Raw genomic sequence first — 21110 nt, 5'->3', positions numbered from 1 at the left:
TCAATCCGGTCACGCGGAATTTGCGAATCGATCTGAGCGAGAAGCAGGTTCAGAAACGCTGGCGCAATTTCGGGCGAAGAAAGAGGCGTCGTTTCGAAGGCAGGATCTCTGCCAGCGCCTGAGAGGTTTCTTCAGCAGAGACCAGTCCGAGATCACTCATCACATAAAGAAGCTCGCGTCCGCGTTGAACAGCGACTTGCGGCGCATCCAATGGATTGAGCGCGGGCGTTTCACTCACCGCCGCAAGCACTGCCGCCTCGGCAAGGTTAACTCATCCACCGGTCTGCCAAAATAAAGGTGAGCGGCTGCATCCACCCCATAGGCATAGTTGCCAAAGTTGGCGCTGTTGAGATACCACTCCATGACCTGAGTGCGCCCATATTGCGCAGTGATCTGTGAGGCAAGCAGGCGTTCGCGGATGGCACGGGAGATGGATGGCGGCTCGCCATAGAGCAGGAGTCCGCTGACGAGTTTTTGTGCAAGTGTGGGGTGCAGGTCTGAGTTGTTCAAGCCCTCAATTGAATACCCGGAATGCCGCTGGAATTGCGGGTCGGCAGCAGCGATGATGGCATTAACCAGATATGGCGGGATATGCTGTGCATTCTGTTCATTGATGGGAATGTAGCGGCGCGGCGATTCGTTCGGCGCAAAGGTGGCGAGCAACTGCAGCCCGGTACGGTCATAAATGCGGGTGGGTTGGAGCAGGAGTCCATCTGGCGGGTTAAGCAGGCGCGGAAGGATGTTCGTTGATGGCAGGTCGCGGGTAACATCTGCATAAGCAAATGCGCCGAGAATGATGCCAACCCCAAGCACGATCGAAAGAAGCAGCCCCACGCTCAAGATCGCGCCGCGTGAACGGTTCTCGTTCCGTTTTTGCCGGGCAAGCCTGCGTTCACGCCGGGTTCGGAGGATGGGAAGTGTGGAGGGCATGGGGAGTATTGTAAATTAGTAAATTGGGATTTGGTAGATGATAAAATCTGCCACCCCATACAAACAAAGACCTATAAATCCGGCTTTTCCACCTGTATAATATTGGAAATATTTTTTACCCACAAAGTGACGCGAGTTTTTTTCATTCTTTATGAAGATCCGTGGTCCTTGTGGATGACACTCTTATTTCCGATTATTTTATTGTTAACCAAGCGGCAAGGAGCCATGTATGGCACCAAACATCTTTATGAGTTATTCACGACGCGAAACCGGTTTTGTAGATGATTTAACCCACCGGCTTGAAAAAGCTGATTTCAACATCTGGCTGGACTATCGCGTGCTGGTGCCTGGCACTCCCTGGGCAGGGCAGATCGACAAGGGGATTAAGAGAAGCAGACGTGATCCTCTTTGTCGTTTCCAAGGAATCGCTTTCTTCTCCTACGTAGAGTTGGAATGGCGGCGAGGCTTGAACGATAAAAGCGCATTGTACTGGTGCTCTTTGAAGCCATTCCCTTGCCGCCCGAATTACAAGGTCTTGAATGGGTGGATTTCCCGCAGCAACTACAAAAGAGCGCTAAAACAACTGAGCACTTTATTGAATTCACCAGAACAGAAGATGCGCCCTGTGCCACAATCTGGTTTCAAGGCTCCGCTGGCGATCTGGTTCACCGCAGCGCTGGCGCTGTTCGTGGGGATATTCGTTATTCGCGTTCTGGACGATCTTGCTGCCATTGATCCTGGTGCCGTTTACATGGCGAGTCTTTACGCGAAGCTATAACTTTCAACAGGTACAAAACGCCCTATGGGCACTTCCGATCGGGTTGATCTTCAGCCTTGGGCTTCGATGGAATTCAATGACATCAACATCAGCACTATGAGCGGAATGACAGCCCTTGCCATATCCTCGCAGGTATGCGGCATTCCTTTGGTCATTATTGCGCTCAGTATGCTTTTACGCTCCGCAGCCCTGCAACGCTGGGGCAAGCCCGAAGCCAATATGCCCCTTTTCGCCAATCCATATCATCCGACGAATACAACCCCAGCCCCCATCCCATTTTTCATTGACCATGCGCCACAGGACCGTCTATTTGCAAAAGATATCGCAAAGGGATTGACCCAGTACGGACACAGCCCCGCGGCGGATATCCAGTCGGCAGATGTGGTCTTCGTGCTGATCTCACGCTTCAAAACGGACACGGAAGCTGATCCTGAACAAAAGGTCGTTTTCCCCGTTTTGGTGCAAACTGCACAACCTTCGGAAAAGCTCTCACATGTGCAATGGATCGATTATCGCAAAGGGCTGCGCGGACTTTCCGCACTGGCACAATTGCTGCCCAACCCGGCAAAATTACTGGCAGCCCTTAGTGTGCGCCCAAGCAATGGAGCCCAGATCGTTACACCAAACATCATCACCACCATGATAAATTTTCTGACTGTGATCATTGTCATTGACTTTGGCGCTTTGCTGACCTATCCGCTTGAGTTGTTGAGCAGCGGACTGGCAGATGTACTTACCAGCGACGCATCGTCTGTGGCGTTCTATCTTTTGTGCAAGCAATATGCCTGGTGGCAGCAGGTGTTTTAATCTACTTTATGGTCAAAGCCCTAAGAGAGCGGCGCGGATGGTTCGCATCGATCCCTGCTTTTCTACTTGGACAATTCCTGACCTTCATCACCCTGGGGATCCAAACCTCAACGGCCAACGATATGGATAGCCTTTTAATAAGCTATGGTATAGCCTCCAAAGCGATCTTCCCCGGAATACCTTTTATATTCTTTACGCTTGGCGCATTCTTTATTAACTTTGCTGCTCTCATCCGCATAAATGATATCCACCACTAATTTCCCGCAAAGGTAAAGTAAACCCGGTCGTACTCAATATAACCGTAACGACTTCAGCTCCTAGTGTATGCCGACCTAGGAAACCAGCGAAAAGAGTCCGACAGCTGCTGGCAGCCATGCGTTTGTGGTGCTATGTGACAGGGGATCAATCCTTGTGATTATTTTCCTAAAATTGCTATTTCGAGTAAGTACTGTATACTGAAGTCACTCAATCGGCGTAGACTCTACAAGACTAGGCGCATAAGTTGCAATGCGGTGGATGCAGCTACTCATCGTATATCTAATTTTAGGAGTACCCCCCATGGTCTATATCAATGTCCGTCACACCTGTACCGATTATGCAACTTGGCGCACCATTTTCGACGGGGATGAAACCCGACGCCACGCCGCTGGTGCAACGGGTGTCAAACACGTTTTCCGTGATGTGGACGATCCCAACACCGTCACCGTCATCATCGAATGGGACAATGAAGACAATGCCCGTAAGTTCATGAACGACCCGGCATTGAAGGAAAAGATGCAGGAATCAGGCGTTATCGGCATGCCCGCCGTGCGCACGCTCTTGTCGCAAGCGTAGGATACAACACCTTTTCCTGCTTCTCAATCTTCTCATTCACAGTCATATCTAAAGAAAAGCCCTCGTCTGAAAAAGGCGAGGGCTTTTTATATTACCTTAGCGCATCGAACACATTGAAGGATTTCATGAACTCAGACATGGCTATGTATTCTTCGTGGAAGGGCGCATTCTCAATGTGCATCTCTTCTTCAAAGACCATGGTCGGCTGGGTGTCTGGGTTAAAGACAGTCCATTCAGGTATGGTGCCGCCGTTTGGGTCGCCTGTCTTGGCGAAGTTCGTCCATGCAAGGATCGACTGGTGCATGACGGCATTCCGTGCGGCATTATCCTGTTCATCACGCGGTTCGCCGATGAAGTCGAACCCAGCCTGAGTGTTGACACTGCCAAAGACGAATGGCAGTTCGGCGCCGTGCGGAGAGCGGCGGTCCTGACAGGGCTGCTCAGGCAGATTGATCGGATAGTTAAAACGGTAATAGTACGTGTTGGCAACTTCAGATTGCTTTGATGCCACATTCAGGGCATCGACACGGAAAGCATAATCATCGCCCATTGCCAGGATGATGTCGCCTTCTGATTTCCATACCCGTTGCGGATTCTGAGCATATAGATCATACAGTTCTTTTACCTTCGGCTCGATGGTCGGGTCGATCATGGTGAAAAGATTTTCTTTTATGGTCTGTTCGCAGATGTGACTATCGGGCGTATCGTAGAACGACCAATAACTCAACTCGTCTGCCATGTTGCCGATCATCAACTCGATGCCAGCGGTGTTACCAGACGCGATCGCTTCGAGCGGACTCTGCTTGACCACGAAATCGCTTCCGTAGGTGGGAGCAAAAATGAGGTCAGAAAGAGGCGAACCGACTGCGCTCAAGACTTGATCCTGGATGTACATCAAGGCGCGGGTCGGGGCTTTTGTCCAAATGAAGGGAGAGGTGATCCCCGTTTGATCTTTGATGAGATTGGCGATCGCCTGTGAATTTTCAGCAGTATGCAAAGGGGACCCGCTCATGACAATGGCACGTTTGAACAGGTCTTGCGGATGTTCAGTGCCGAGCAGGGAAAGCAGGCTGGCGCCCCCAGCCGATTCGCCGAAGACCGTGATATTTGCGGGTCGCCGCCAAAAGCGGCTATGTTGTCTTTCACCCAGCGCAAGGCAAGGATCTGATCTTCGATACCGGCATCGGCACTGCCTGCATATTCCGCGCCGCCGATCGCCGAAAAATCAAAGAAGCCCAATATGCCCACACGATAGTTGATGGTGACCACGATCACATCGCCTTCTTTGGCGATGACACTGCCGTTGTAGAGATCTTCTTTGCTCGAACCGCCCACAAACCCGCCCCCGTGGATGTAGACCATGACGGCTCGTTTCTCTTGAGAATCGGATGGCTTCCATATGTTCAAATACAGACAGTCTTCATTATTCAATTCTTCGTTCGGGTCGTGGATAACCACGGGGTCATACGCTTGCGGGCAGAACGCGCCAAACTCGTAGGCGTTGAAGGTCTTCTGCCACGGTTCATGCGCCACCGGTGACTTGAACCGCAGGCTGCCGACTGGCGGCTCTGCGTAAGGGATTCCCAGAAAGACATCCAACCCATTTTGCGTAAATCCGCGGACGGGACCGCTGGTTGTTTGAACATCCCCCGTAGTGACACTTTCTTTGGGCAGCGTCTTCACATCGGTATAACTTCCATGCCGCCAGAACAACGATCACTATCCCCACCATCGAAAAAATATTCTTTTTCATCCATACCTCTTTTAGACAGGTTTATCAATATAAACCCCCAGTATGTCGGTACTGATGCGCTTCTTGGGAAACTCAAATGGATTGGTGCCATCCACTTGTAAAGTATAAAGAAAAAATGTTCATATTTGATTTGAAAACATTACTTTGATCTTCCCCACCACAGCGGACAGACTCCTCACGACCTCATCATTATTGAATCTGACCACCCTCAGTCCAATCTTGCTCAACACCTTCTCGCGCCGTTCATCTTCCTCTTTCTGCAGATCGTGGACATCTACCCCCACCCTTCCTCCCCCAAATCCGACAATAAAAAGTCTTGATAATTACCTAAAGTCTCAATGTCGGATTTGGGGGAGGTGCCCGCTAGGGCGGAGGGGGTTCTACCCCGCCCTCGTAAACCGACTATATCTCCATTCCAACGCCTCCCTGCTTGGATAGTGACTCTTCGAACTCGGCAAAATCAGCTTGGACTTGTGCAGTCCTTTCAAGCCATGCTGCAAAACGGAACCATCTTCCTCTTCCAAAATATCTGCGCGGACTTGGATAACGTAATCAGGCGTTACGCCGATGATAAAGGCATCGTAAGCGGAATGATGCAGCTTGCACAGCGACAATCCATTCTCGATCGTGGACTTTCCTTCGGGCATATTGTCTGGAATGATATGGGCGGCATCGAGCAATTCGCGATATTTCAAGCGGCACAAAATCCGTTCTCGTCCGCGAGTCTGTGACAAAGTCCGTTGACCAATCTTCCCTCGCCCGTATGGAGTTGAACTATTACACAACCAAAAACTCCGAGTTACCTCGGAGTTCATTCTTTTCAGCGACTGGTGAGACTTGTTGGACTTATGCATGGACAATTACATGCTCTCGTGTCAATTCCACATATCGGTTTTCAGTCAATGCTGTGATTAACTGGTCAAAATTGGCAATCAATAAAGTTTCCAGTTCAATGTTTCTTATATTACCCGTGGAAATTAGCAACAATTTCTGCGGGCGGTCTTGAAGCCAGAAAGAACTGCTGAAATCGGAATCTTTGGTTGTGATGACACAGTTATTTTGCTCGGAATAATCCAAAAGCGCAGAGTCTGCAGTTGCATTTCCTTCTGGCAATTCCAATGTATGGACAGCGCTATGCCCGCGATCTTGAAAAATGCGGGTGATACGTCTGGGAAGATTGGCATCGATCAGAAAATTCATGCGTTGACCAAACTCATCCGCTTGACCTGGCTTAATCGTGCAGCGTAAAACAAGACTGCTTGAATATCGGCGGCTTCCAAGTCTTCATAATCTGCAAGGATTTCTTCGTTGGTCATACCTGAACTGAGCGTTTCAAGCAGCCATTCCACAGAGTAACGCAATCCACGGATAGTGGGTTTCCCAAACGCCATGTTGGGGTTGATGGTAATTCGGCTAAGGAGTTCTTGATTTGTCATAAGTAAAATCTCCTGATCCAATGATACACGATTTTATCTTCCCCACCACAGCGGACAGACTCCTCACGACCTCATCATTATTGAATCTGACCACCCTCAGTCCAATCTTGCTCAACACCTTTTCCCGCCGTTCATCTTCCTCTTTCTGCAGATCGTGGACATCTGCCCCCACCCTTCCTCCCCAAATCCGACAATAAAAAGTCTTGATAATTACCTAAAGTCTCAATGTCGGATTTGGGGAAGGTCCCGCTAGGGCGGAGGGGTTCCCCGCCCTCGTAAACCGACTATATCTCCATTCCAACGACTCCCTGCTTGGATAGTGACTCTTCGAACTCGGCAAAATCAGCGTGGACTTGTGCAATCCCTTCAAACCATGCTGCAAAACGGGACCGTCTTCTTCTTCCAAAATATCTGCGCGGACTTGGATAATGTAATCGGGAGTTACGCCGATAATAAAGGCGTCATAAGCAGAATGATGCAGCTTGCACAGCGACAATCCATTCTCGATCGTGGACTTTCCTTCGGGCATATTGTCTGGAATGATGAGGGCGGCATCGAGCAATTCGCGATGTTTCAAGCGGCACAAAGCCCGTTGACCAGCTCTTCCCTCCCCGTTTGGAATTATTCTTCTGCCAAATATCGATCCAAAAACTCGCGCGGCTTCAAGACTTCAATTCCCTGATAACCAGAAACTTTCAACAAATGCTTATCTCCGCTGACAATGACTTTGCTGTCGCTCGCCAACGCACAAGCAAAGAATTTATCGTCGTCAGGGTCTTCACAGACAGGTTCACTAAGTTCCACGGGCTGATAGACTTTAGCGTGTTCAATCACAAATGTGAGAATAGGATTCAAATCCACCTTTGGGCGTTCCGCAGACAATATCTCACCGACCCTGCGATACTCGTCCAAAATTTCCTGTGAGACGACTAGCTCAAACTCGCCAGATTGCCATGCTTTCAGGATTTGATAAGGCGGACCACTAAAGAAGACCCCAGAGACAAATACATTCGTATCCATCACAACTTTCAAGTCCAGAACGATCTTCATTTCTTGCCCCGTGCCTTTGCAACCGCGGACGTGACATCTGCCTCGGTTAGCCCCGCTTCTTTGCCTGCTGACGTGCCTGCTTGATCAGTTCATCGGACGACTCATATCAGGCAAGTTGACCACTTTCAAAACGACTACATCTCCTTCGCCAACGACAAGGAATTGTGCACCTTCTTTCAGGTCAAGCTGCTTACGAATGGACTCAGGAATAACGACCTGTCCCTTCGATGACATGCGAGTGGTAGCTAATGTTTCCATGATTTACTCCTTCTTACTAGTAAGATTATAGCATAGAGCAAGGATGAAGTATGAGTGAAGTATGAGTGAAGAATGATGAATAATGTCTCGGTTGCAGGAACAATGCCCATCGCCGAGTCTCCCCTTGCGTAGCACCCTGTGGGCAAATCCGACGATTCAATTGCTCAATTTTCAACCTAAATTTTCGTTGTCGTATTTGGGGGACGTGTGCCCTTTAGGGTAGATGTCCGAAGGACAGAGGGGGTTCCTCTTCCAAAATATCTGCGCGGACTTGGATAATGTAATCAGGGGTTACGCCGATGATAAAGGCATCGTAAGCGGAATGATGCAGTTTGCACAGCGACAATCCATTTTCAATCGTGGACTTTCCTTCGGGCATATTGTCTGGAATGATATGGGCGGCATCGAGCAATTCGCGATGTTTCAAACGGCACAAAGTCCGTTGACCAACTCTTCCCTCCCCGTTTGGATTTTATAACTATAGCGCTTGACGTTTAGTGCGACGCTATATAATATCCCTGTGATTAAACCTTCAAAGACGCCGAAACGGAGAAAATTTATCAACGTGAGCGTTCGCGAAAATTACCATCCGATATTCAGCAAGTTGCGTTGCGTAAATTAAGAATGATTAACAATGCCATTAACCCTCGATGACTTGAGAGTCCCGCCTGCGAATCGACTTGAAAAACTCAGTGGTGACCGCGCAGGGCAACACAGCATCCGAATTAATGACCAATGGCGAATCTGTTTCGAGTGGCGCGGCAGTGACGCGTTCAACGTTGAAATAACAGATTACCATTAGAAGGAGCAAGAATGACCGACAAACTCTTATCCATCCACCCAGGCGAAGTTCTGTTGGAAGAATTCATCAAGCCAATGAACTTGAGTCAGAACCGCCTTGCCATTGACATCGGCGTGGACGCACGCCGCATCAACGAGATTGTCCTCGGCAAGCGTGCCATTTCCGCAGACACTGCCTTGCGTCTTTCGCATTTCTTTGGCAACTCTCCTCAATTCTGGATGGGTCTACAATCTCAATATGACCTTGATGTTGCCGAAGATCAACTCGGCAAACGGCTTGATCGTGAAGTCCGCCCATATGTAATGGCTGGATAAAACAAAGAGCGATCTCTTGCAGGTCGCTCTTTTCATTTCTCAATCATCTCATTGATCTTCCCACCACTGCGGACAGATTCCTCAAGACCTCATCATTCCCAAAGCCCTGAAACGGCAATCCTCAGCCCCATCTCACGCAACACCTTTTCCCGCCGTTCATCTTCCTCTTTATGCAGATCGTGGACATCTACCCCCACCCTTCCTCCCCAAATCCGACAATAAAAAGTCTTGATAATTACCTAAAGTCTCAATGTCGGATTTGGGGAGGTGCTTAGGGGCGGAGGGGGTTCTACCCGCTCTCGTAAACCGACTATATCTCCATTCCAACGCCTCCCTGCTGGGATAGTGACTCTTCGAACTCGGCAAAATCAGCGTGGACTTGTGCAATCCCTTCAAACCATGCTGCAAAACGGGACCGTCTTCCTCTTCCAAAATATCTGCGCGGACTTGGATAATGTAATCAGGCGTTACGCCGATAATAAAGGCATCGTAAGCGGAATGATGCAGCTTGCACAGCGACAACCCATTCTCGATCGTGGACTTTCCTTCGGGCATATTGTCTGGAATGATATGGGCGGCATCGAGCAATTCACGATGTTTCAAGCGGCATAAAGTCCGTTCTCGTCCGCGAATCCGTGACGCGAAGCAGTCCGTTGACCAACTCTTCCTGGAGTTATAGAAATCACTCAACAACTTCATCTTTTAGGTTTGCAAGTTCTTTCTCATTTACATTCCACCTAATTTGAATTGTTGAAAATACATTCTTTTAGGATTAAGCAGTTTTGCTGGGTTTTTAATTATTTGGACTAATGGCTGAGAAGATATTCTTCTAACTATGGCTAGAAAATAGAATCACCTTTTTTCTAGCAACATCCCATTCTTTACTTGTAAATACAACACCACCATCTTCATCAATCAAACCCTTTACTTCCACAAAACAGCTTGAAGCATCTTCTTTAATTTCAAAATCATATCCAACACCATAATCGCGACGATCTATCAGCATTCCAGACATTGGCTTCATAGTTTGCTGGTGATATTTAATAAATATTTCCTCAGCCTTGCGTCCAGTAATTCCTCTCACAATAAAAGGTGTATTGTTTTTTTTGCTTTTATCACCTTTTGCTATACTATCAACCAGGGAAGAAACTTCAGGTATTGCATTGAAGTTTGGATTTGTAAGTATCTCAAAAACAATATCTCTCAACTCCTCTTCTTCAAGATCCTGAAAAGATTCAACAACTTTTGCCCTACTACTACGAAGTGGACGTTGATACCAACCAACTCTTTGATTATCATGAATGGGGTCAAATTCATCACGCATATTCTTGACCGAAGCAGGTTTTACTCCAAGAATTTTCCCAATCTCTTTGTGCGTCTCATTACCAGATACGTAACCTAAATTTTTGTAAGCCAAGTCATCATATTTTGACAAATAATACCCAATAATTAAAGCAAGTATATGATTATGCTTCATGATATATCTCCCAATTTGCTTATCGGAAAAACTTCCATAACTTTCCAGCTACTTTCTCTGGAATTTTCAACTCGTGTTCCCACACTCGCACAACTTTCCATCCTGCTTTTTTCAATTCGCGAGAAGCCAATTTATCTCTATCTTTGTTTCCTTGTAGTTTCTTCGCCCAAAATTCCTGATTATTCTTTGGGAGATTGGAATGCTTGGGCAGCGGACATCCATGCCAGAAACAGCCATCTACAAACAAAGCGATTTTCTGCTTTGGAAAAATAAAATCAGGCTTGCCCATCTTTCCATTTCACTGTATCCTTACACAATAAACAAGATAACTCCTCAAAATAGAGAAAAAAAATGAGACGAGCATATTATTCGGACACCATCTCTGATTTTCAAAAAAGAAATAATGATGAAATCCTTGGCAAACTTGCCCAAGGAAATGATTTTTCGCTAGAGCAGACTCAACGAAATGCATGGTTAGAAGAAATCCGTATTTTGAAGCAAGTTTTACAGCCTTACAATGGCTCAATCTATTTCGAATATTCAATTCCTAGAATGGGACGCAGAATCGATGTAGTTCTAATCATTAGTTCTGTAATTTTTGTACTTGAATTCAAAGTTGGAGAAAAAGAATTCCCGACTTATGCGATTGACCAAGTTTGGGATTATGCTCTTGACCTGAAAAACTTCCACGAGACAAGTCACCATTCTTTTATTGCGCCTATCTTGATTGCCACAAATGCAAAGGTAAATTCTGCTGTAATATCCACCACGCTGCATAATGATAAGTTACTTATCCCAATAAAGAGCAATGAAGGTTTACTTTCCCAAGTTTTAGCGGATGTATTGAACTTCGTCGATGGTGACGAAATAAACTCAACTCTTTGGGAATCTGGTCGCTATCAACCAACGCCTAACATTATCGAAGCAGCAATGGCTTTATATAGCGGACATTCCGTCCAAGAAATTTCTAGAAGTGACGCGAGCGCAATAAATCTAAGCCAGACATCAGATGCCGTTTCTGAAATCATTCAATTTTCAAAAGAGAATTCTGCAAAATCTATTTGCTTTGTGACAGGGGTTCCAGGTGCAGGGAAAACATTGGTTGGATTAAATATTGCTACAAAGCATATTGATAAAGACAACGACCTGTACAGTGTTTTTCTGTCTGGAAATGGACCGCTTGTAGACATACTGCGCGAAGCATTAGCGCGAGATAAAGTACAAAGAGGGAAAGAGCGTGGGCAGAAAGTCAAAAAGGAAGCAATGAGTGAAGTAAAGATGTTTATTCAAAACGTCCATAACTTCCGTGATGAAGGCTTGATTGATATGAAAAAGCCTCCCATTGAGCATGTTGCTCTTTTTGATGAAGCACAACGTGCTTGGGATTTGCAGCAAACAGCAAATTTCATGCACAGAAAGCGTGGTCATTCAAATTTCCATGCTTCGGAACCTGAGTTTTTGATTTCCTGTCTTGATCGTCATCCTGATTGGGCAGTTGTTGTTTGTTTAGTAGGTGGTGGACAAGAGATTAATACTGGAGAAGCAGGTATTAGCGAATGGATCGAAGCGCTTGAACGCTCTTTTCCAGATTGGCACATGTATATTTCTTCACGCCTTACTGATAGCGAGTACGGAACAGAGAAAGTTTCAGAAATAATCAAAGGTCATAAAAAGCTACATTCAAAGATGAGTTACATCTCTCTGTCTCAATGCGTTCTTTTCGTGCAGAGCATGTGTCACTTTTGGTAAAGCAAATTTTAGATTTACAGCCCGAAGAAGCGCAAAAGACTTTGGAGAAAATCAAAGGCAAATATCCTATCGTCCTAACGCGCGACCTAGCAAAGGCGAAGCAATGGTTGAAAGCACAAGCGCGTGGATCAGAACGATATGGAATTGTAGTTTCATCACAAGCGGAAAGGCTGAAACCACATGCAATTGATGTCAAATCACCAGTTGACCCCATTCATTGGTTTTTGGATGGAAAAGACGATGTGCGGTCTTCATACTATCTTGAAGATGTTGTAACAGAATTTCAAGTGCAAGGGCTTGAACTTGATTGGGCTTGTGTAACTTGGGATGCTGATTTTCGTTACACTCCAAACGGCTGGGAGCATTTTTCCTTTGTAGGCGATAGATGGAATCGGATTAGGAAACCTGAAAGACAAACTTATCTGAAGAATGCGTATCGTGTTCTCTTAACTCGCGCAAGACAAGGGATGGTGATTGTTATCCCATCTGGAGATAAAGAAGACCACACCAGAAATAGCGATTTTTACGACCCAATATTTGACTATTTATCAGGATTAGGGTTTGAAATTATCTAACTGAATACCCAGTCCGCGATGAGCGGACTTCGTAAAAATAGCACGGGGATTAATCCCCGTGCGGGCTAACAGCCAAGCATCTTTCTATCATGTATAAAGAATCCCCAAAAATATACATGACAAGGCGTTCGTGTATAGAAAATTGTGTTTTTTATAGGTGAGGTGGGTTGCGGGTCACAATCGGCGGAGCGGAGGCAGGAATTGCCGATGAGCCTGTCAGCAGGTCAAAGAGCGGCAGGTTAACATAATAATTGCTGCGCCAGATTTTTTCTTTTTTCAAAAAACCATTCTCTGCCAGCGTGTCGAGATATTTTGCCGCCGTTAAGCGCGTGACATTGATATCTGCCATGAGGAATTCGATCTTGGTATAAGGATGGCGAAACAAGTTGTTGATCAGATCCTGGCTGTACATTTTAGGATGATTGGCGCGGATGCGGTGTTTGTAATCCATCATCAAATTACGAATGCCATCCACCAAGGAAATGGTTTCGCGGGCTGTAGTCTCAACAGCATCAAGCATGTATAAAATCCACGCATCCCATTCGCCTGTATCACGCACAGACTGTAATAGTTGATAGTATTCCGCTTTATTAGCAATGATATAACGACTCAAATAAAGAATGGGTATGGACAGTAGATTTTCAAGCACAAGATAAAGGATGTTGATAATACGTCCTGTACGCCCATTACCATCATAAAAAGGGTGAATGCTCTCAAACTGAAAGTGAATGACCGCCATTTTCACCAATGGGTCAGCATCATGAAAATCCTTTTTGTTGATGTATTCGATCAAGTTATCCATCAGGCGCAGGACGGTTTCATGGTCTTGCGGAGGTGTGTACACGATTTCGCCTGTCAGGTCATTTACCAAGGTTGTTCCTGACAATTTGCGAAATCCTACATCATTCTTTTCCAAACATCTTTGAATTTCAAGAATATGATTAGCAGTCAATAAACGGTTCTTTTTTACCAGACCAAAACCATGTTGCAAGGCTTCAATATAACTCTCCACCTCTTTGGTCTCTGCAGTTTGGAGCGTATCGGCAAGTAATTGGGCTTTATATAGTTCATCGTGAGTCGTGATGATATTTTCCACAGCAGAACTGTCTTTAGCCTCCTGCAATGCCAGCGTGTTGATAAGTATTCCCTGATTGGGAATCGTTGCAGCAACGCCTTTGAGTTCAGCCAGATACCGATGTGCAGAAGCCAGCTTTTTCAAAATGGCATTGGATTCATATAAGTTTTTTGGCGGTAAGGGCTGAACTTCAAAGCTCATTGTTGTGTTTCTCCAACTTTACATAGGCTCTTGGGAAAATTATAACCTGCTATTGGTGTTGCATCCCCATGCGGGCTAACAACTTAAGACAAAGCCTCTCGAAACCGAACCAACCTCCCCCGTCGAAAGAAGCGGTTGAGGTTTTCATCCCAATTCCCAAACCACCGATTCCCCAAATCCCCACCCCCTTCATCTGATACAATACGCCCCGTCCAATTACTAATCTCTAATCATCCAATCTCTATTATCGGAAAATACCATGGCAAACGAATCCCTAGTCATCTACTCCATGAACAAAGTGGGGCGACTCATCCCCATCAGCAACAAAATGATCCTGCGCGATATTTCGCTCGGCTTCTACTTCGGCGCCAAGATCGGCGTGCTCGGTCTTAACGGCGCGGGCAAATCCACCTTGCTGCGCATCATCGCAGGCATCGACAAAGACTACATCGGCGAGATCTCGCAAGCCAAAGGCTACACCTACGGCTACCTCGAGCAGGAACCCAAACTCGACGAAACCAAAACCGTCATCGAATGCGTCAAAGAAGCGGTGCAGCCCATCGTCGATATGCTCGCGCGCTTCGATGAGGTCAACGCCAAATTCGCCGAACCCGATGCCGACTTCGACGCCCTCGTGGCAGAGCAAGCCAAACTGCAGGAAGAACTCGACAAGCACGACGCCTGGAATCTCGACAGCCGCCTCGAACTCGCCATGGACGCCCTGCGCTGCCCGCCGTCGGATACGCCCATCAAGGTCTGCTCAGGCGGAGAAAAGCGCCGCGTCGCGCTCACCCGACTCCTGCTCACTGAACCCGATGTTCTCCTGCTCGACGAACCCACCAACCACCTCGACGCCGAATCCGTGGCGTGGCTCGAACATCACCTGCGCGACTACAAAGGCACCGTCATCGCCGTCACCCACGACCGCTACTTCCTCGACAACGTCGCAGGCTGGATCCTCGAACTCGACCGCGGCTACGGCATCCCCTACAAAGGCAACTACTCCTCCTGGCTCGAACAAAAACAAGAGCGCCTGCGCCTCGAAGAAAAGCCGAAAGCCAGCGCCAAAAGACTCTCAGCCGCGAACTCGAATGGATTCGCATGGGCGCCAAGGCGCGTCAGGCAAAGGGACAAGCCCGCGTCACCGCCTACGAAAAATTATTGGGGCAAGAAGCCGAAGCACGCCGCGAAGAACTGGATATCTACATCCCGCCTGGTCCGCGCCTCGGTGATCTCGTTTTTGAATTTGACAAGGTGACCAAGAGCTACGCCAGTCCCGACCAACGGGGCGGCGACCGCCTCATTCTCGACGGGTTTTCTGCCTCTATTCCTCCAGGCTCTATCGTCGGGATAATTGGTCCCAACGGCGCAGGCAAGACCACCCTGCTCAAGATGATCACAGGCAAAGAGAAACCCGATAGCGGCACCATCAAGATCGGTGACACCGTCAAATTCTCCTACGTCGACCAAACCCGCACCCTCGACCCTGAGAAAACCGTCTACGAAGAAATTTCAGGCGGCGCAGAAAATCTTGAGCTTGGCAAACGCAAAGTCAACGCGCGCGCTATGTCTCATCCTTCAACTTCGCAGGCTCAGACCAGCAAAAGAAAGTCGGCATCCTTTCAGGCGGAGAACGCAACCGCGTGCATTTAGCCAAGACCCTCACCGAAGGCGCCAACGTCCTGCTCCTCGATGAACCCACCAACGACCTCGACGTCAACACCCTGCGCGCCCTCGAAGAAGCCCTCAACGAATTCGCAGGCACCGCCCTAGTCGTCAGCCACGACCGCTGGTTCCTCGACCGCATCTGCACCCACCTCATCGTCTACGAAGGCGACTCGGTAGCGAAGATGTACATCGGCAACTGGTCCGATTACGAAACGATGATGACGGAAAAGTTTGGGAAGGATTTGACTCCGCATCGAGTGAAGTATCGCACATTGAAGAGATAAACCTAATCATGTCACCCTCCCGAAGGACACACCGTACTTGCGTTCGGTGCAAGTGTCGGACGATGTGAGCGACAGCGACACATGCACCGCGCTGCGGATGCAGTGCCGGTGAGGATCTCTTACACCGTCGTAGAGATTCTTCGGTCGCAAAGAACGCTCCCTCAGAATGACATATTGCCCGTAGGGGCGGGGTCTCCCCGCCCCTTTTTATCTGCATCCCCTGCTCCCAAAAGTGACAGTCACCTGTGAGGTGACTGTCACTTTTTATATCCTTGACAAAATTTATTTACCTAATATAATTAGAAAAAACTAACAATATTAGATAAATGAAAAAAACCCAAACTCCCGTCCCCCCGCGTACAACGCAACCGCGAAGCTGCGACCCAAGCTATTCTCGATGCCGCCCGCGCCATCATGCGCGAAGAAGGCGTGGCAGCCCTCTCCATGCAAGAGCTCGCCCGCCGCATGGACATGCGCGCCCCGTCCCTTTACAACTACTTCTCCAGCAAAGCCGAAATTTACGACACCCTCTTCCGCCTCGGCTTCACGATGTTCGATGCGCACATCAAGGAATTGATGCAGACCTCCACAGGTCTACATGACGAACTACGTATCTACATCGAAGGCTATATGTCCTTCGCGCTGGAAAACCCGGATCTCTATCAACTCTGTTTTGAGCGTCCCGTGCCGGGCTTTGTCCCATCCAAAGAAAGCCTCGCCTTAAGTTTTGGCATCCTCAACCAAACTTATCAGCACGCCGATCAATTCAAAAAGCAATTGAACACCAAACTCACGGGTCAACAGATCGTCGATACGGTCATCGCCATCTCTCACGGTCTCACCGCCATGCATCTTGCAAACGAGCCGCACCTTCCCATCGGGCAGGGACGCTTCGGCTCTTTAATTCCCGTCGTCTTATCCATCCTTGAAAAAGCCATGCCCATCAAAGGAGAATCTTAATGAACGCTGCTATTTCCCCTTCGACTATTGCCAACGCCGAATCCATTCCCTACACCAATGCGGATGAAGCCCATCGCCTCTTGACCACCGCCCTGAGTCGCTTCTTGACTCTTCAGATCTCTCCACGCTGACGATTGGTCCAAACCCACCGCATGCACCGCGTGGAATGTGCATGACATGCTGGCGCATCAAGCGGGCGGATATGCCAGCGGCACAAGCTACAAGGAAATGATCCGCCAGTACACCAGCAAGCCCAAGCCGGGTCAATTACCTGAGGATGCGATCAATGATTTACAAGTTGGCGAACGCGCCGATAAAACTCCCGCAGAATTGATCGCCGAATTGAAACAAGTTGGCGAAAGTGCCGCACACAACTGGGCGTACGGTTTCAATGCCATCAAGTGGATCGCCACCCCTCACCCCGTCGGCGGATTCATGCCCATTCGCCATCTCATGTGGGTCATCCACAGCCGCGATACCTGGATGCACCGCCTCGATATCTGCCGTGCCACGAACCGTCCCTTCGAGCAGACCCGTGAACACGATGGTCGCATTGTGGAATTGGTTGTGTTGGATACAGCAAAGAAGTTGAATAAAAAACTTAACGGTCAAACCATCACATTATCACTGACCGGCATGGCAGGCGGAACATGGCAAATCGGCAAAGGCGAGCCTGCAGCCGAAATGGAAATGGACGCGCTCGATTTCAACATCTTCGTTTCGGGGCGTTTCTCGTATGAAGAAGGCATGAAGCGCGCGAATATATCAGGAGACACAGCGCTCGTAAAAAACGCGTTCAAAGACTTCTTGATTCTTTATTAAGTTCTACGCCAAACGAAAGAGACAGCCTCATGATGGGGCTGTCTCTTTTTATTTTCTAGAAAACAAATGTTGTTTTAATAAATTACTTCACTTCCGTCCACAGTTGGTCAAAGATGGAGGCATTTTCTGGGGTGAGGGATTTGAGCCAGTGTCCGTTCGTGACGGCTTCGGCAGGGACACTGGAGATGTTGGATTGCATGTAACCTGCGTACACATCGGGCTGATTCGCCTTGGCGTATTCGACCGCAGCTGCATTCGGGTTCGAGCCGCTATGGTCACGCATGACCATCCAGAAGACATCGGCTTGGTTGAGGTAGTTGAGCCAGGCATAGGCGGCATCGGCATGGGGCGCGTCTTTCATCACGGCGAAATTATCCTGCCAGAGGATGACGCCTTCGCTGGGATACACATATGCAAAGGCGGGTTTCTCAATGACGGTGGTGAACGCTTCGGTGCTCCAGATGATGCCGAGGTCTGCTTCGCCGCTGATGAGCGCGGTCTTCGGGCTGTCTGAGTCAAAGATGCGGATGTTGGCGGTCAGTTCCTTGAGTTTGGCTTTGGCTTCGTCGAGTTGAGCGGGGTCGGTGGAGTTGGCATCGTAGCCGAGGGCGAGCAGGGTGATGGTAATCATCGTGCGCGAGTCGTCCACGGCAATGATGTGACCGGCGTATTCGGCATTCCACAAATCAGCGTAGGAGGTCGGCGGAGTCTTGACGGTTTCGGTGTTGTAGACGATGCCCGTTGAGCCACCCTGGTATGGCAGGCTGAATTTATTATCAGGGTCGAAGGCGGGATTCAAAAACGCAGGGTTGAAATTGCTCATCACGCTCAGTTGAGATTTGTCGAGTTCGGCGAACAAATCTTTTTCGACCATCAACTGCACCATGTCATCACTCGGTTGGACGATGTCATAGCCGGATGCGCCGCGTTCCAACTTGGCGAGTTGTTCGCTTTGGCTGGCAAAGGTATCGTGATTGACCGTCACGCCGTAGGCTTCTTCAAAGCAGTTGATGATGTCATCGGGAATGTATTCAGACCAGGTGAACATGTTGAGTTCTTTGGAAGTCACTTCCACTTTCGGAGAAGGCTGGGGGCAGGCAGAGTCTGAGGCGGGGGCTTCTGCTTGGGGCGCGGGAGTAGAGGCAGACCCACATGCGGTGAGAATCAAGATTGGGACGAGAATCAGGCTGAGGTTAAGTAAGATGCGGGTGTTCTTCATTTCAAATCTCCTTGGGTGGGCTTGATTTTTCGGAGGGGTGTTTCCTCCATCCATTCTGGCGCTTCATCACCAGACCATTTCTGAAGAATGTTTCCGTACACAGACGGGCGGCGCTGGTGCAGGAGCGGGAAGTGCCAGCGCCACTCTTTGATGACGTCGCGGCTGACTTCTGCGATGATGACTTCGGTTTTATCGCGCGAGGCGCGGGCGAGGATGCGTCCATCGGGTCCACAGACAAAACTACTGCCATAAAATGTGACGCCGTTCTCCGAGCCGACGCGATTGATGGCGGCGATGAAAATTCCATTGGCAATGGCGTGACCGCGCATGACGGTCTCCCATGAGTCTTGCGTGTCCATCACATGGTCTTCGGGTTCGTCGCCAATCGCGGTGGGATAGACGATGAGCTCCGCGCCGCCGAGGGCGTAGATGCGCGCAATTTCTGGATACCATTGGTCGTAGCAAGTGGGCGTGGCGATGGTGAGCGCGTCGAGTTTGACGACAGGGAATTGGTCGCTGCCTGCGTAGTAGTCGGTTTCGTGATAGCCGTTGCCCGATGGGATTTGAATCTTGCGCGTCACGCCGACGAGCGCGCCGGTTTCATCGTGGACAGTGGCGGTGTCGAACAGATTTCCATCCTGCGCTTCTTCATATAAACTGCCGACGATTTTGACTTTGTGAGTCTTTGCCATTTGACTGAAGAACCGCTCCGACTCTCCGCCGGGAATTGGTTCTGCAAAGTTGAATCCATCTGGCTGACGGGCGCCGGGGAAGTAAGGGATAAGCGAGAACTCTGGCAGGCAGACGAGTTCCGCTCCGCGCTGCGCGGCTTCGGCGATGAGGCTGCGGTATTGGTCTTTCATTGAGTCCATGCTGCCGGAGTAGGCAAGTTGGATGAGGGCAATTTTCATATTGGCTCCTTTTTTGAAACCACGAAGTGTCACAAAGGGTCACGAAGGGAAACCTTTTAAAAACCTTTGTGTACCTTAGTGACCCTTTGTGGTAAATCTTCTTATTTTGATTTCGCGCTGGGCTGCTGCTGGGTGATGCAATGCACCATGCCGCCGCCGAGCAGAATCTCACGTCCGCTTTTCACGCCGACGACTTTGCGTTCGGGCATGAGCTTCTGCAGAGTTTCAAGCGCAACTGCATCCGCAGGGTCGTTGTAGAGCGGCACGACACATCCGCCATTGGCGAGGTAGAAGTTAATGTAGGAAGGTCCCATGAAGGTGCCAGCCACACGCTCCAACACACCTTCGACAGAGTCAATGCCTTCGGTCTCTTCTTCGGTGACATAGATGGGAGCGGGGTTGTGCAGTTTGTGAACTTTCAACTTGCGTCCCTTTGCATCGGTGGCATTTTGCAGCAACTCATACGCTTCCATGATGATGTCGTATTCGGGGTCGTTCTTGTCATCCGTCCATTCCACGACCACTTCGCCGGGGCGGATAAACGCGCACAGACCATCGACATGTCCATCGGTTTCATCGTGTAATGAGCCGCGCGGAATCCAGATGGTCTTTTCGATGCCAAGATAATCGTGCAAATATTTTTCGATTTCTTCTTTGGTGAGGTCAGGGTTGCGATTGGGGTTTAACAAACATTGAGCGGTGGTAATGAGTGTCCCTTCGCCGTCCACGGTGATGGCTCCGCCTTCGAGTACCATGTTGGCTTTGTAACGGTCGAGCCATTCCATCTCTGCCACCTTGCGCGGGACGAGGTCATCCAGATCCCAGGGGAAATAAATGCCTTCGGTTAAACCGCCCCAGGCATTGAAGTCCCAATCCACAGCGCGGACTTCTTTTCCATTGTTGACGAAGATAGGTCCGCTGTCACGGATCCATGAATCATTGTAGGAGATTTCCACCACGCGAATATGGTCAGGGAGTTTGTTACGCGCGTTCTTGAACTGCGCCGCCGAGACTCCCACGGTCACTTTTTCAAATTGGCTGATGGCGATCGCCGTCTCAGCATATGCGGCTTGCGCAGGCTTCGCGCCGAGGCGGTAGGTATCTGTGCGGTCGGGCCACAACATCCAACAGCCATCATGCTTTTCAAATTCGCCTGGCATGTGGAAACCGTCTGCGTGTGGTGTGCTGGTCAATAGTTTGGGCATAC

General features: G+C 49.0%; 25 protein-coding genes and 4 pseudogenes. 12 read left to right on the top strand and 17 right to left on the bottom strand.

Annotation, left to right across the window (positions count from 1 at the left end; genetic code table 11):
- Positions 1 to 49: 49 nt before the first annotated feature.
- On the bottom strand, positions 50 to 238 hold the full coding sequence (locus IPG80_RS09910; RefSeq protein WP_345105898.1) for a hypothetical protein: 189 nt from the start codon (positions 236 to 238) through the stop codon (positions 50 to 52).
- The gene (locus tag IPG80_RS09905; protein ID WP_345105896.1) at positions 235 to 930 is read right to left on the bottom strand and encodes a transglycosylase domain-containing protein; all 696 of its coding nucleotides are present in this window, start codon (positions 928 to 930) and stop codon (positions 235 to 237) included. Before IPG80_RS09905 ends, IPG80_RS09910 begins: the two co-directional genes overlap by 4 nt.
- A gap of 229 nt (positions 931 to 1159) precedes the next feature.
- On the opposite strand from IPG80_RS09905, the gene IPG80_RS09900 reads away from it, so the two are divergent.
- The 4 genes from IPG80_RS09900 (at position 1160) to IPG80_RS09885 (ending at position 3349) form a co-directional block, all read left to right on the top strand.
- Positions 1160 to 1708: a toll/interleukin-1 receptor domain-containing protein gene (locus IPG80_RS09900; RefSeq protein ID WP_345105894.1), complete on the top strand. Its 549-nt coding sequence runs from the start codon at positions 1160 to 1162 to the stop codon at positions 1706 to 1708.
- 24 nt (positions 1709 to 1732) lie between these two features.
- The gene (locus tag IPG80_RS09895) at positions 1733 to 2515 is read left to right on the top strand and encodes a toll/interleukin-1 receptor domain-containing protein (protein WP_345105892.1); all 783 of its coding nucleotides are present in this window, start codon (positions 1733 to 1735) and stop codon (positions 2513 to 2515) included.
- An 8-nt stretch (positions 2516 to 2523) separates the two neighbouring features.
- Positions 2524 to 2772, top strand: a complete 249-nt coding sequence (locus IPG80_RS09890; protein ID WP_345105890.1) for a hypothetical protein — start codon at positions 2524 to 2526, stop codon at positions 2770 to 2772.
- Between the two features lie 301 nt (positions 2773 to 3073).
- Positions 3074 to 3349: a DUF3764 family protein gene (locus tag IPG80_RS09885; protein WP_345105888.1), complete on the top strand. Its 276-nt coding sequence runs from the start codon at positions 3074 to 3076 to the stop codon at positions 3347 to 3349.
- Positions 3350 to 3440: 91 nt separating this feature from the next.
- Here IPG80_RS09885 and IPG80_RS09880 read toward each other — a convergent pair.
- The 8 genes and pseudogenes from IPG80_RS09880 to IPG80_RS09845 form a co-directional block, all read right to left on the bottom strand.
- Positions 3441 to 5032, bottom strand: a pseudogene (locus tag IPG80_RS09880) (carboxylesterase/lipase family protein).
- Between the two features lie 450 nt (positions 5033 to 5482).
- On the bottom strand, positions 5483 to 5749 hold the full coding sequence (locus IPG80_RS09875; RefSeq protein ID WP_345106043.1) for an HNH endonuclease: 267 nt from the start codon (positions 5747 to 5749) through the stop codon (positions 5483 to 5485).
- Positions 5750 to 5948: 199 nt separating this feature from the next.
- Positions 5949 to 6302 carry a DUF5615 family PIN-like protein gene (locus IPG80_RS09870; RefSeq protein ID WP_345105886.1) on the bottom strand — a complete coding sequence of 118 codons (354 nt, stop codon included), beginning with the start codon at positions 6300 to 6302 and terminating at the stop codon, positions 5949 to 5951.
- On the bottom strand, positions 6299 to 6538 hold the full coding sequence (locus IPG80_RS09865; RefSeq protein WP_345105883.1) for a DUF433 domain-containing protein: 240 nt from the start codon (positions 6536 to 6538) through the stop codon (positions 6299 to 6301). Before IPG80_RS09865 ends, IPG80_RS09870 begins: the two co-directional genes overlap by 4 nt.
- A gap of 214 nt (positions 6539 to 6752) precedes the next feature.
- A complete protein-coding gene (locus tag IPG80_RS09860; protein WP_345105879.1) occupies positions 6753 to 7115 on the bottom strand; it encodes an HNH endonuclease in 363 nt (120 codons plus the stop codon).
- A 44-nt stretch (positions 7116 to 7159) separates the two neighbouring features.
- A complete protein-coding gene (locus IPG80_RS09855) occupies positions 7160 to 7588 on the bottom strand; it encodes a putative toxin-antitoxin system toxin component, PIN family (RefSeq protein ID WP_345105876.1) in 429 nt (142 codons plus the stop codon).
- An 84-nt stretch (positions 7589 to 7672) separates the two neighbouring features.
- Positions 7673 to 7846: an AbrB/MazE/SpoVT family DNA-binding domain-containing protein gene (locus tag IPG80_RS09850; protein WP_345105873.1), complete on the bottom strand. Its 174-nt coding sequence runs from the start codon at positions 7844 to 7846 to the stop codon at positions 7673 to 7675.
- A gap of 214 nt (positions 7847 to 8060) precedes the next feature.
- Positions 8061 to 8273 carry an HNH endonuclease gene (locus IPG80_RS09845; RefSeq protein ID WP_345105870.1) on the bottom strand — a complete coding sequence of 71 codons (213 nt, stop codon included), beginning with the start codon at positions 8271 to 8273 and terminating at the stop codon, positions 8061 to 8063.
- 128 nt (positions 8274 to 8401) lie between these two features.
- On the opposite strand from IPG80_RS09845, the pseudogene IPG80_RS09840 reads away from it, so the two are divergent.
- Positions 8402 to 8648, top strand: a pseudogene (locus IPG80_RS09840) (type II toxin-antitoxin system RelE/ParE family toxin).
- Positions 8649 to 8659: 11 nt separating this feature from the next.
- Complete coding sequence (locus IPG80_RS09835) at positions 8660 to 8962, top strand: HigA family addiction module antitoxin (RefSeq protein WP_345105867.1); 303 nt, start codon at positions 8660 to 8662, stop codon at positions 8960 to 8962.
- A gap of 459 nt (positions 8963 to 9421) precedes the next feature.
- Here IPG80_RS09835 and IPG80_RS09830 read toward each other — a convergent pair.
- The 3 genes and pseudogenes from IPG80_RS09830 to IPG80_RS09820 all read right to left on the bottom strand — a co-directional run.
- A pseudogene (locus IPG80_RS09830) lies at positions 9422 to 9547 on the bottom strand (HNH endonuclease); the annotation flags it as partial.
- Positions 9548 to 9791: 244 nt separating this feature from the next.
- Positions 9792 to 10439 carry a DUF3883 domain-containing protein gene (locus IPG80_RS09825; RefSeq protein WP_345105865.1) on the bottom strand — a complete coding sequence of 216 codons (648 nt, stop codon included), beginning with the start codon at positions 10437 to 10439 and terminating at the stop codon, positions 9792 to 9794.
- A 19-nt stretch (positions 10440 to 10458) separates the two neighbouring features.
- Positions 10459 to 10728 carry a hypothetical protein gene (locus IPG80_RS09820; protein ID WP_345105862.1) on the bottom strand — a complete coding sequence of 90 codons (270 nt, stop codon included), beginning with the start codon at positions 10726 to 10728 and terminating at the stop codon, positions 10459 to 10461.
- Between the two features lie 62 nt (positions 10729 to 10790).
- Here IPG80_RS09820 and IPG80_RS09815 point away from each other — a divergent pair, with 62 nt between their 5' ends.
- A complete protein-coding gene (locus IPG80_RS09815; RefSeq protein ID WP_345105859.1) occupies positions 10791 to 12188 on the top strand; it encodes a DNA/RNA helicase domain-containing protein in 1398 nt (465 codons plus the stop codon).
- The gene (locus tag IPG80_RS09810; RefSeq protein ID WP_345105856.1) at positions 12149 to 12763 is read left to right on the top strand and encodes a DNA/RNA helicase domain-containing protein; all 615 of its coding nucleotides are present in this window, start codon (positions 12149 to 12151) and stop codon (positions 12761 to 12763) included. Before IPG80_RS09815 ends, IPG80_RS09810 begins: the two co-directional genes overlap by 40 nt.
- A 151-nt stretch (positions 12764 to 12914) precedes the next feature.
- Here the strand turns inward: IPG80_RS09810 and IPG80_RS09805 are convergent, their stop codons facing one another.
- Entirely contained in the window at positions 12915 to 14039 is a 1125-nt protein-coding gene (locus tag IPG80_RS09805; protein ID WP_345105853.1) for a Fic family protein, read from the bottom strand.
- Between the two features lie 259 nt (positions 14040 to 14298).
- On the opposite strand from IPG80_RS09805, the pseudogene ettA reads away from it, so the two are divergent.
- From ettA to IPG80_RS09785, 4 genes and pseudogenes are all read left to right on the top strand, one after another.
- A pseudogene (gene ettA, locus IPG80_RS09800) lies at positions 14299 to 15991 on the top strand (energy-dependent translational throttle protein EttA).
- A 390-nt stretch (positions 15992 to 16381) separates the two neighbouring features.
- Positions 16382 to 16951 (top strand): TetR/AcrR family transcriptional regulator, encoded by a 570-nt coding sequence (locus IPG80_RS09795; RefSeq protein WP_345106041.1) that lies wholly within the window; start codon positions 16382 to 16384, stop codon positions 16949 to 16951.
- Complete coding sequence (locus IPG80_RS09790) at positions 16951 to 17082, top strand: hypothetical protein (RefSeq protein ID WP_345105851.1); 132 nt, start codon at positions 16951 to 16953, stop codon at positions 17080 to 17082. The genes IPG80_RS09795 and IPG80_RS09790 overlap by 1 nt, the downstream gene beginning before the upstream one ends.
- A gap of 37 nt (positions 17083 to 17119) precedes the next feature.
- Complete coding sequence (locus tag IPG80_RS09785; RefSeq protein ID WP_345105848.1) at positions 17120 to 17773, top strand: maleylpyruvate isomerase family mycothiol-dependent enzyme; 654 nt, start codon at positions 17120 to 17122, stop codon at positions 17771 to 17773.
- Between the two features lie 82 nt (positions 17774 to 17855).
- On the opposite strand, the gene IPG80_RS09780 is transcribed toward IPG80_RS09785, so the two are convergent.
- From IPG80_RS09780 to aguA, 3 genes are all read right to left on the bottom strand, one after another.
- Complete coding sequence (locus tag IPG80_RS09780) at positions 17856 to 18992, bottom strand: spermidine/putrescine ABC transporter substrate-binding protein (protein WP_345105845.1); 1137 nt, start codon at positions 18990 to 18992, stop codon at positions 17856 to 17858.
- A complete protein-coding gene (locus IPG80_RS09775; protein ID WP_345105842.1) occupies positions 18989 to 19903 on the bottom strand; it encodes a nitrilase-related carbon-nitrogen hydrolase in 915 nt (304 codons plus the stop codon). The genes IPG80_RS09780 and IPG80_RS09775 overlap by 4 nt, the downstream gene beginning before the upstream one ends.
- 101 nt (positions 19904 to 20004) lie before the next feature.
- On the bottom strand, positions 20005 to 21108 hold the full coding sequence (gene aguA / locus IPG80_RS09770) for an agmatine deiminase (RefSeq protein WP_345105838.1): 1104 nt from the start codon (positions 21106 to 21108) through the stop codon (positions 20005 to 20007).
- Between the last annotated feature and the right edge of the window lie 2 nt (positions 21109 to 21110).

The sequence above is a fragment of the Candidatus Villigracilis vicinus genome (assembly GCF_016702885.1).
Classification (GTDB): Bacteria; Chloroflexota; Anaerolineae; order Anaerolineales; family Villigracilaceae; genus Villigracilis; species Villigracilis vicinus.
Note: the sequence above shows the minus strand (reverse complement) of the source record. Positions and strands in the feature narration are given on the sequence as shown.

Excerpts from the sequence above, each read along its gene's own strand:
- IPG80_RS09890 (WP_345105890.1), top strand. The coding sequence starts at position 2,524 with ATGGTCAAAGCCCTAAGAGAGCGGCGCGGATGGTTCGCATCGATCCCT.
- IPG80_RS09865 (WP_345105883.1), bottom strand. The coding sequence starts at position 6,538 with ATGACAAATCAAGAACTCCTTAGCCGAATTACCATCAACCCCAACATG.
- IPG80_RS09835 (WP_345105867.1), top strand. The coding sequence starts at position 8,660 with ATGACCGACAAACTCTTATCCATCCACCCAGGCGAAGTTCTGTTGGAA.
- IPG80_RS09870 (WP_345105886.1), bottom strand. The coding sequence starts at position 6,302 with ATGAATTTTCTGATCGATGCCAATCTTCCCAGACGTATCACCCGCATT.
- IPG80_RS09875 (WP_345106043.1), bottom strand. The coding sequence starts at position 5,749 with ATGCCCGAAGGAAAGTCCACGATCGAGAATGGATTGTCGCTGTGCAAG.
- IPG80_RS09790 (WP_345105851.1), top strand. The coding sequence starts at position 16,951 with ATGAACGCTGCTATTTCCCCTTCGACTATTGCCAACGCCGAATCCATT.
- IPG80_RS09900 (WP_345105894.1), top strand. The coding sequence starts at position 1,160 with ATGGCACCAAACATCTTTATGAGTTATTCACGACGCGAAACCGGTTTT.
- IPG80_RS09775 (WP_345105842.1), bottom strand. The coding sequence starts at position 19,903 with ATGAAAATTGCCCTCATCCAACTTGCCTACTCCGGCAGCATGGACTCA.
- IPG80_RS09825 (WP_345105865.1), bottom strand. The coding sequence starts at position 10,439 with ATGAAGCATAATCATATACTTGCTTTAATTATTGGGTATTATTTGTCA.
- IPG80_RS09895 (WP_345105892.1), top strand. The coding sequence starts at position 1,733 with ATGGGCACTTCCGATCGGGTTGATCTTCAGCCTTGGGCTTCGATGGAA.
- IPG80_RS09905 (WP_345105896.1), bottom strand. The coding sequence starts at position 930 with ATGCCCTCCACACTTCCCATCCTCCGAACCCGGCGTGAACGCAGGCTT.
- IPG80_RS09855 (WP_345105876.1), bottom strand. The coding sequence starts at position 7,588 with ATGAAGATCGTTCTGGACTTGAAAGTTGTGATGGATACGAATGTATTT.
- IPG80_RS09815 (WP_345105859.1), top strand. The coding sequence starts at position 10,791 with ATGAGACGAGCATATTATTCGGACACCATCTCTGATTTTCAAAAAAGA.
- IPG80_RS09885 (WP_345105888.1), top strand. The coding sequence starts at position 3,074 with ATGGTCTATATCAATGTCCGTCACACCTGTACCGATTATGCAACTTGG.
- IPG80_RS09780 (WP_345105845.1), bottom strand. The coding sequence starts at position 18,992 with ATGAAGAACACCCGCATCTTACTTAACCTCAGCCTGATTCTCGTCCCA.
- IPG80_RS09850 (WP_345105873.1), bottom strand. The coding sequence starts at position 7,846 with ATGGAAACATTAGCTACCACTCGCATGTCATCGAAGGGACAGGTCGTT.
- IPG80_RS09805 (WP_345105853.1), bottom strand. The coding sequence starts at position 14,039 with ATGAGCTTTGAAGTTCAGCCCTTACCGCCAAAAAACTTATATGAATCC.
- IPG80_RS09820 (WP_345105862.1), bottom strand. The coding sequence starts at position 10,728 with ATGGGCAAGCCTGATTTTATTTTTCCAAAGCAGAAAATCGCTTTGTTT.
- aguA (WP_345105838.1), bottom strand. The coding sequence starts at position 21,108 with ATGCCCAAACTATTGACCAGCACACCACACGCAGACGGTTTCCACATG.
- IPG80_RS09810 (WP_345105856.1), top strand. The coding sequence starts at position 12,149 with ATGCGTTCTTTTCGTGCAGAGCATGTGTCACTTTTGGTAAAGCAAATT.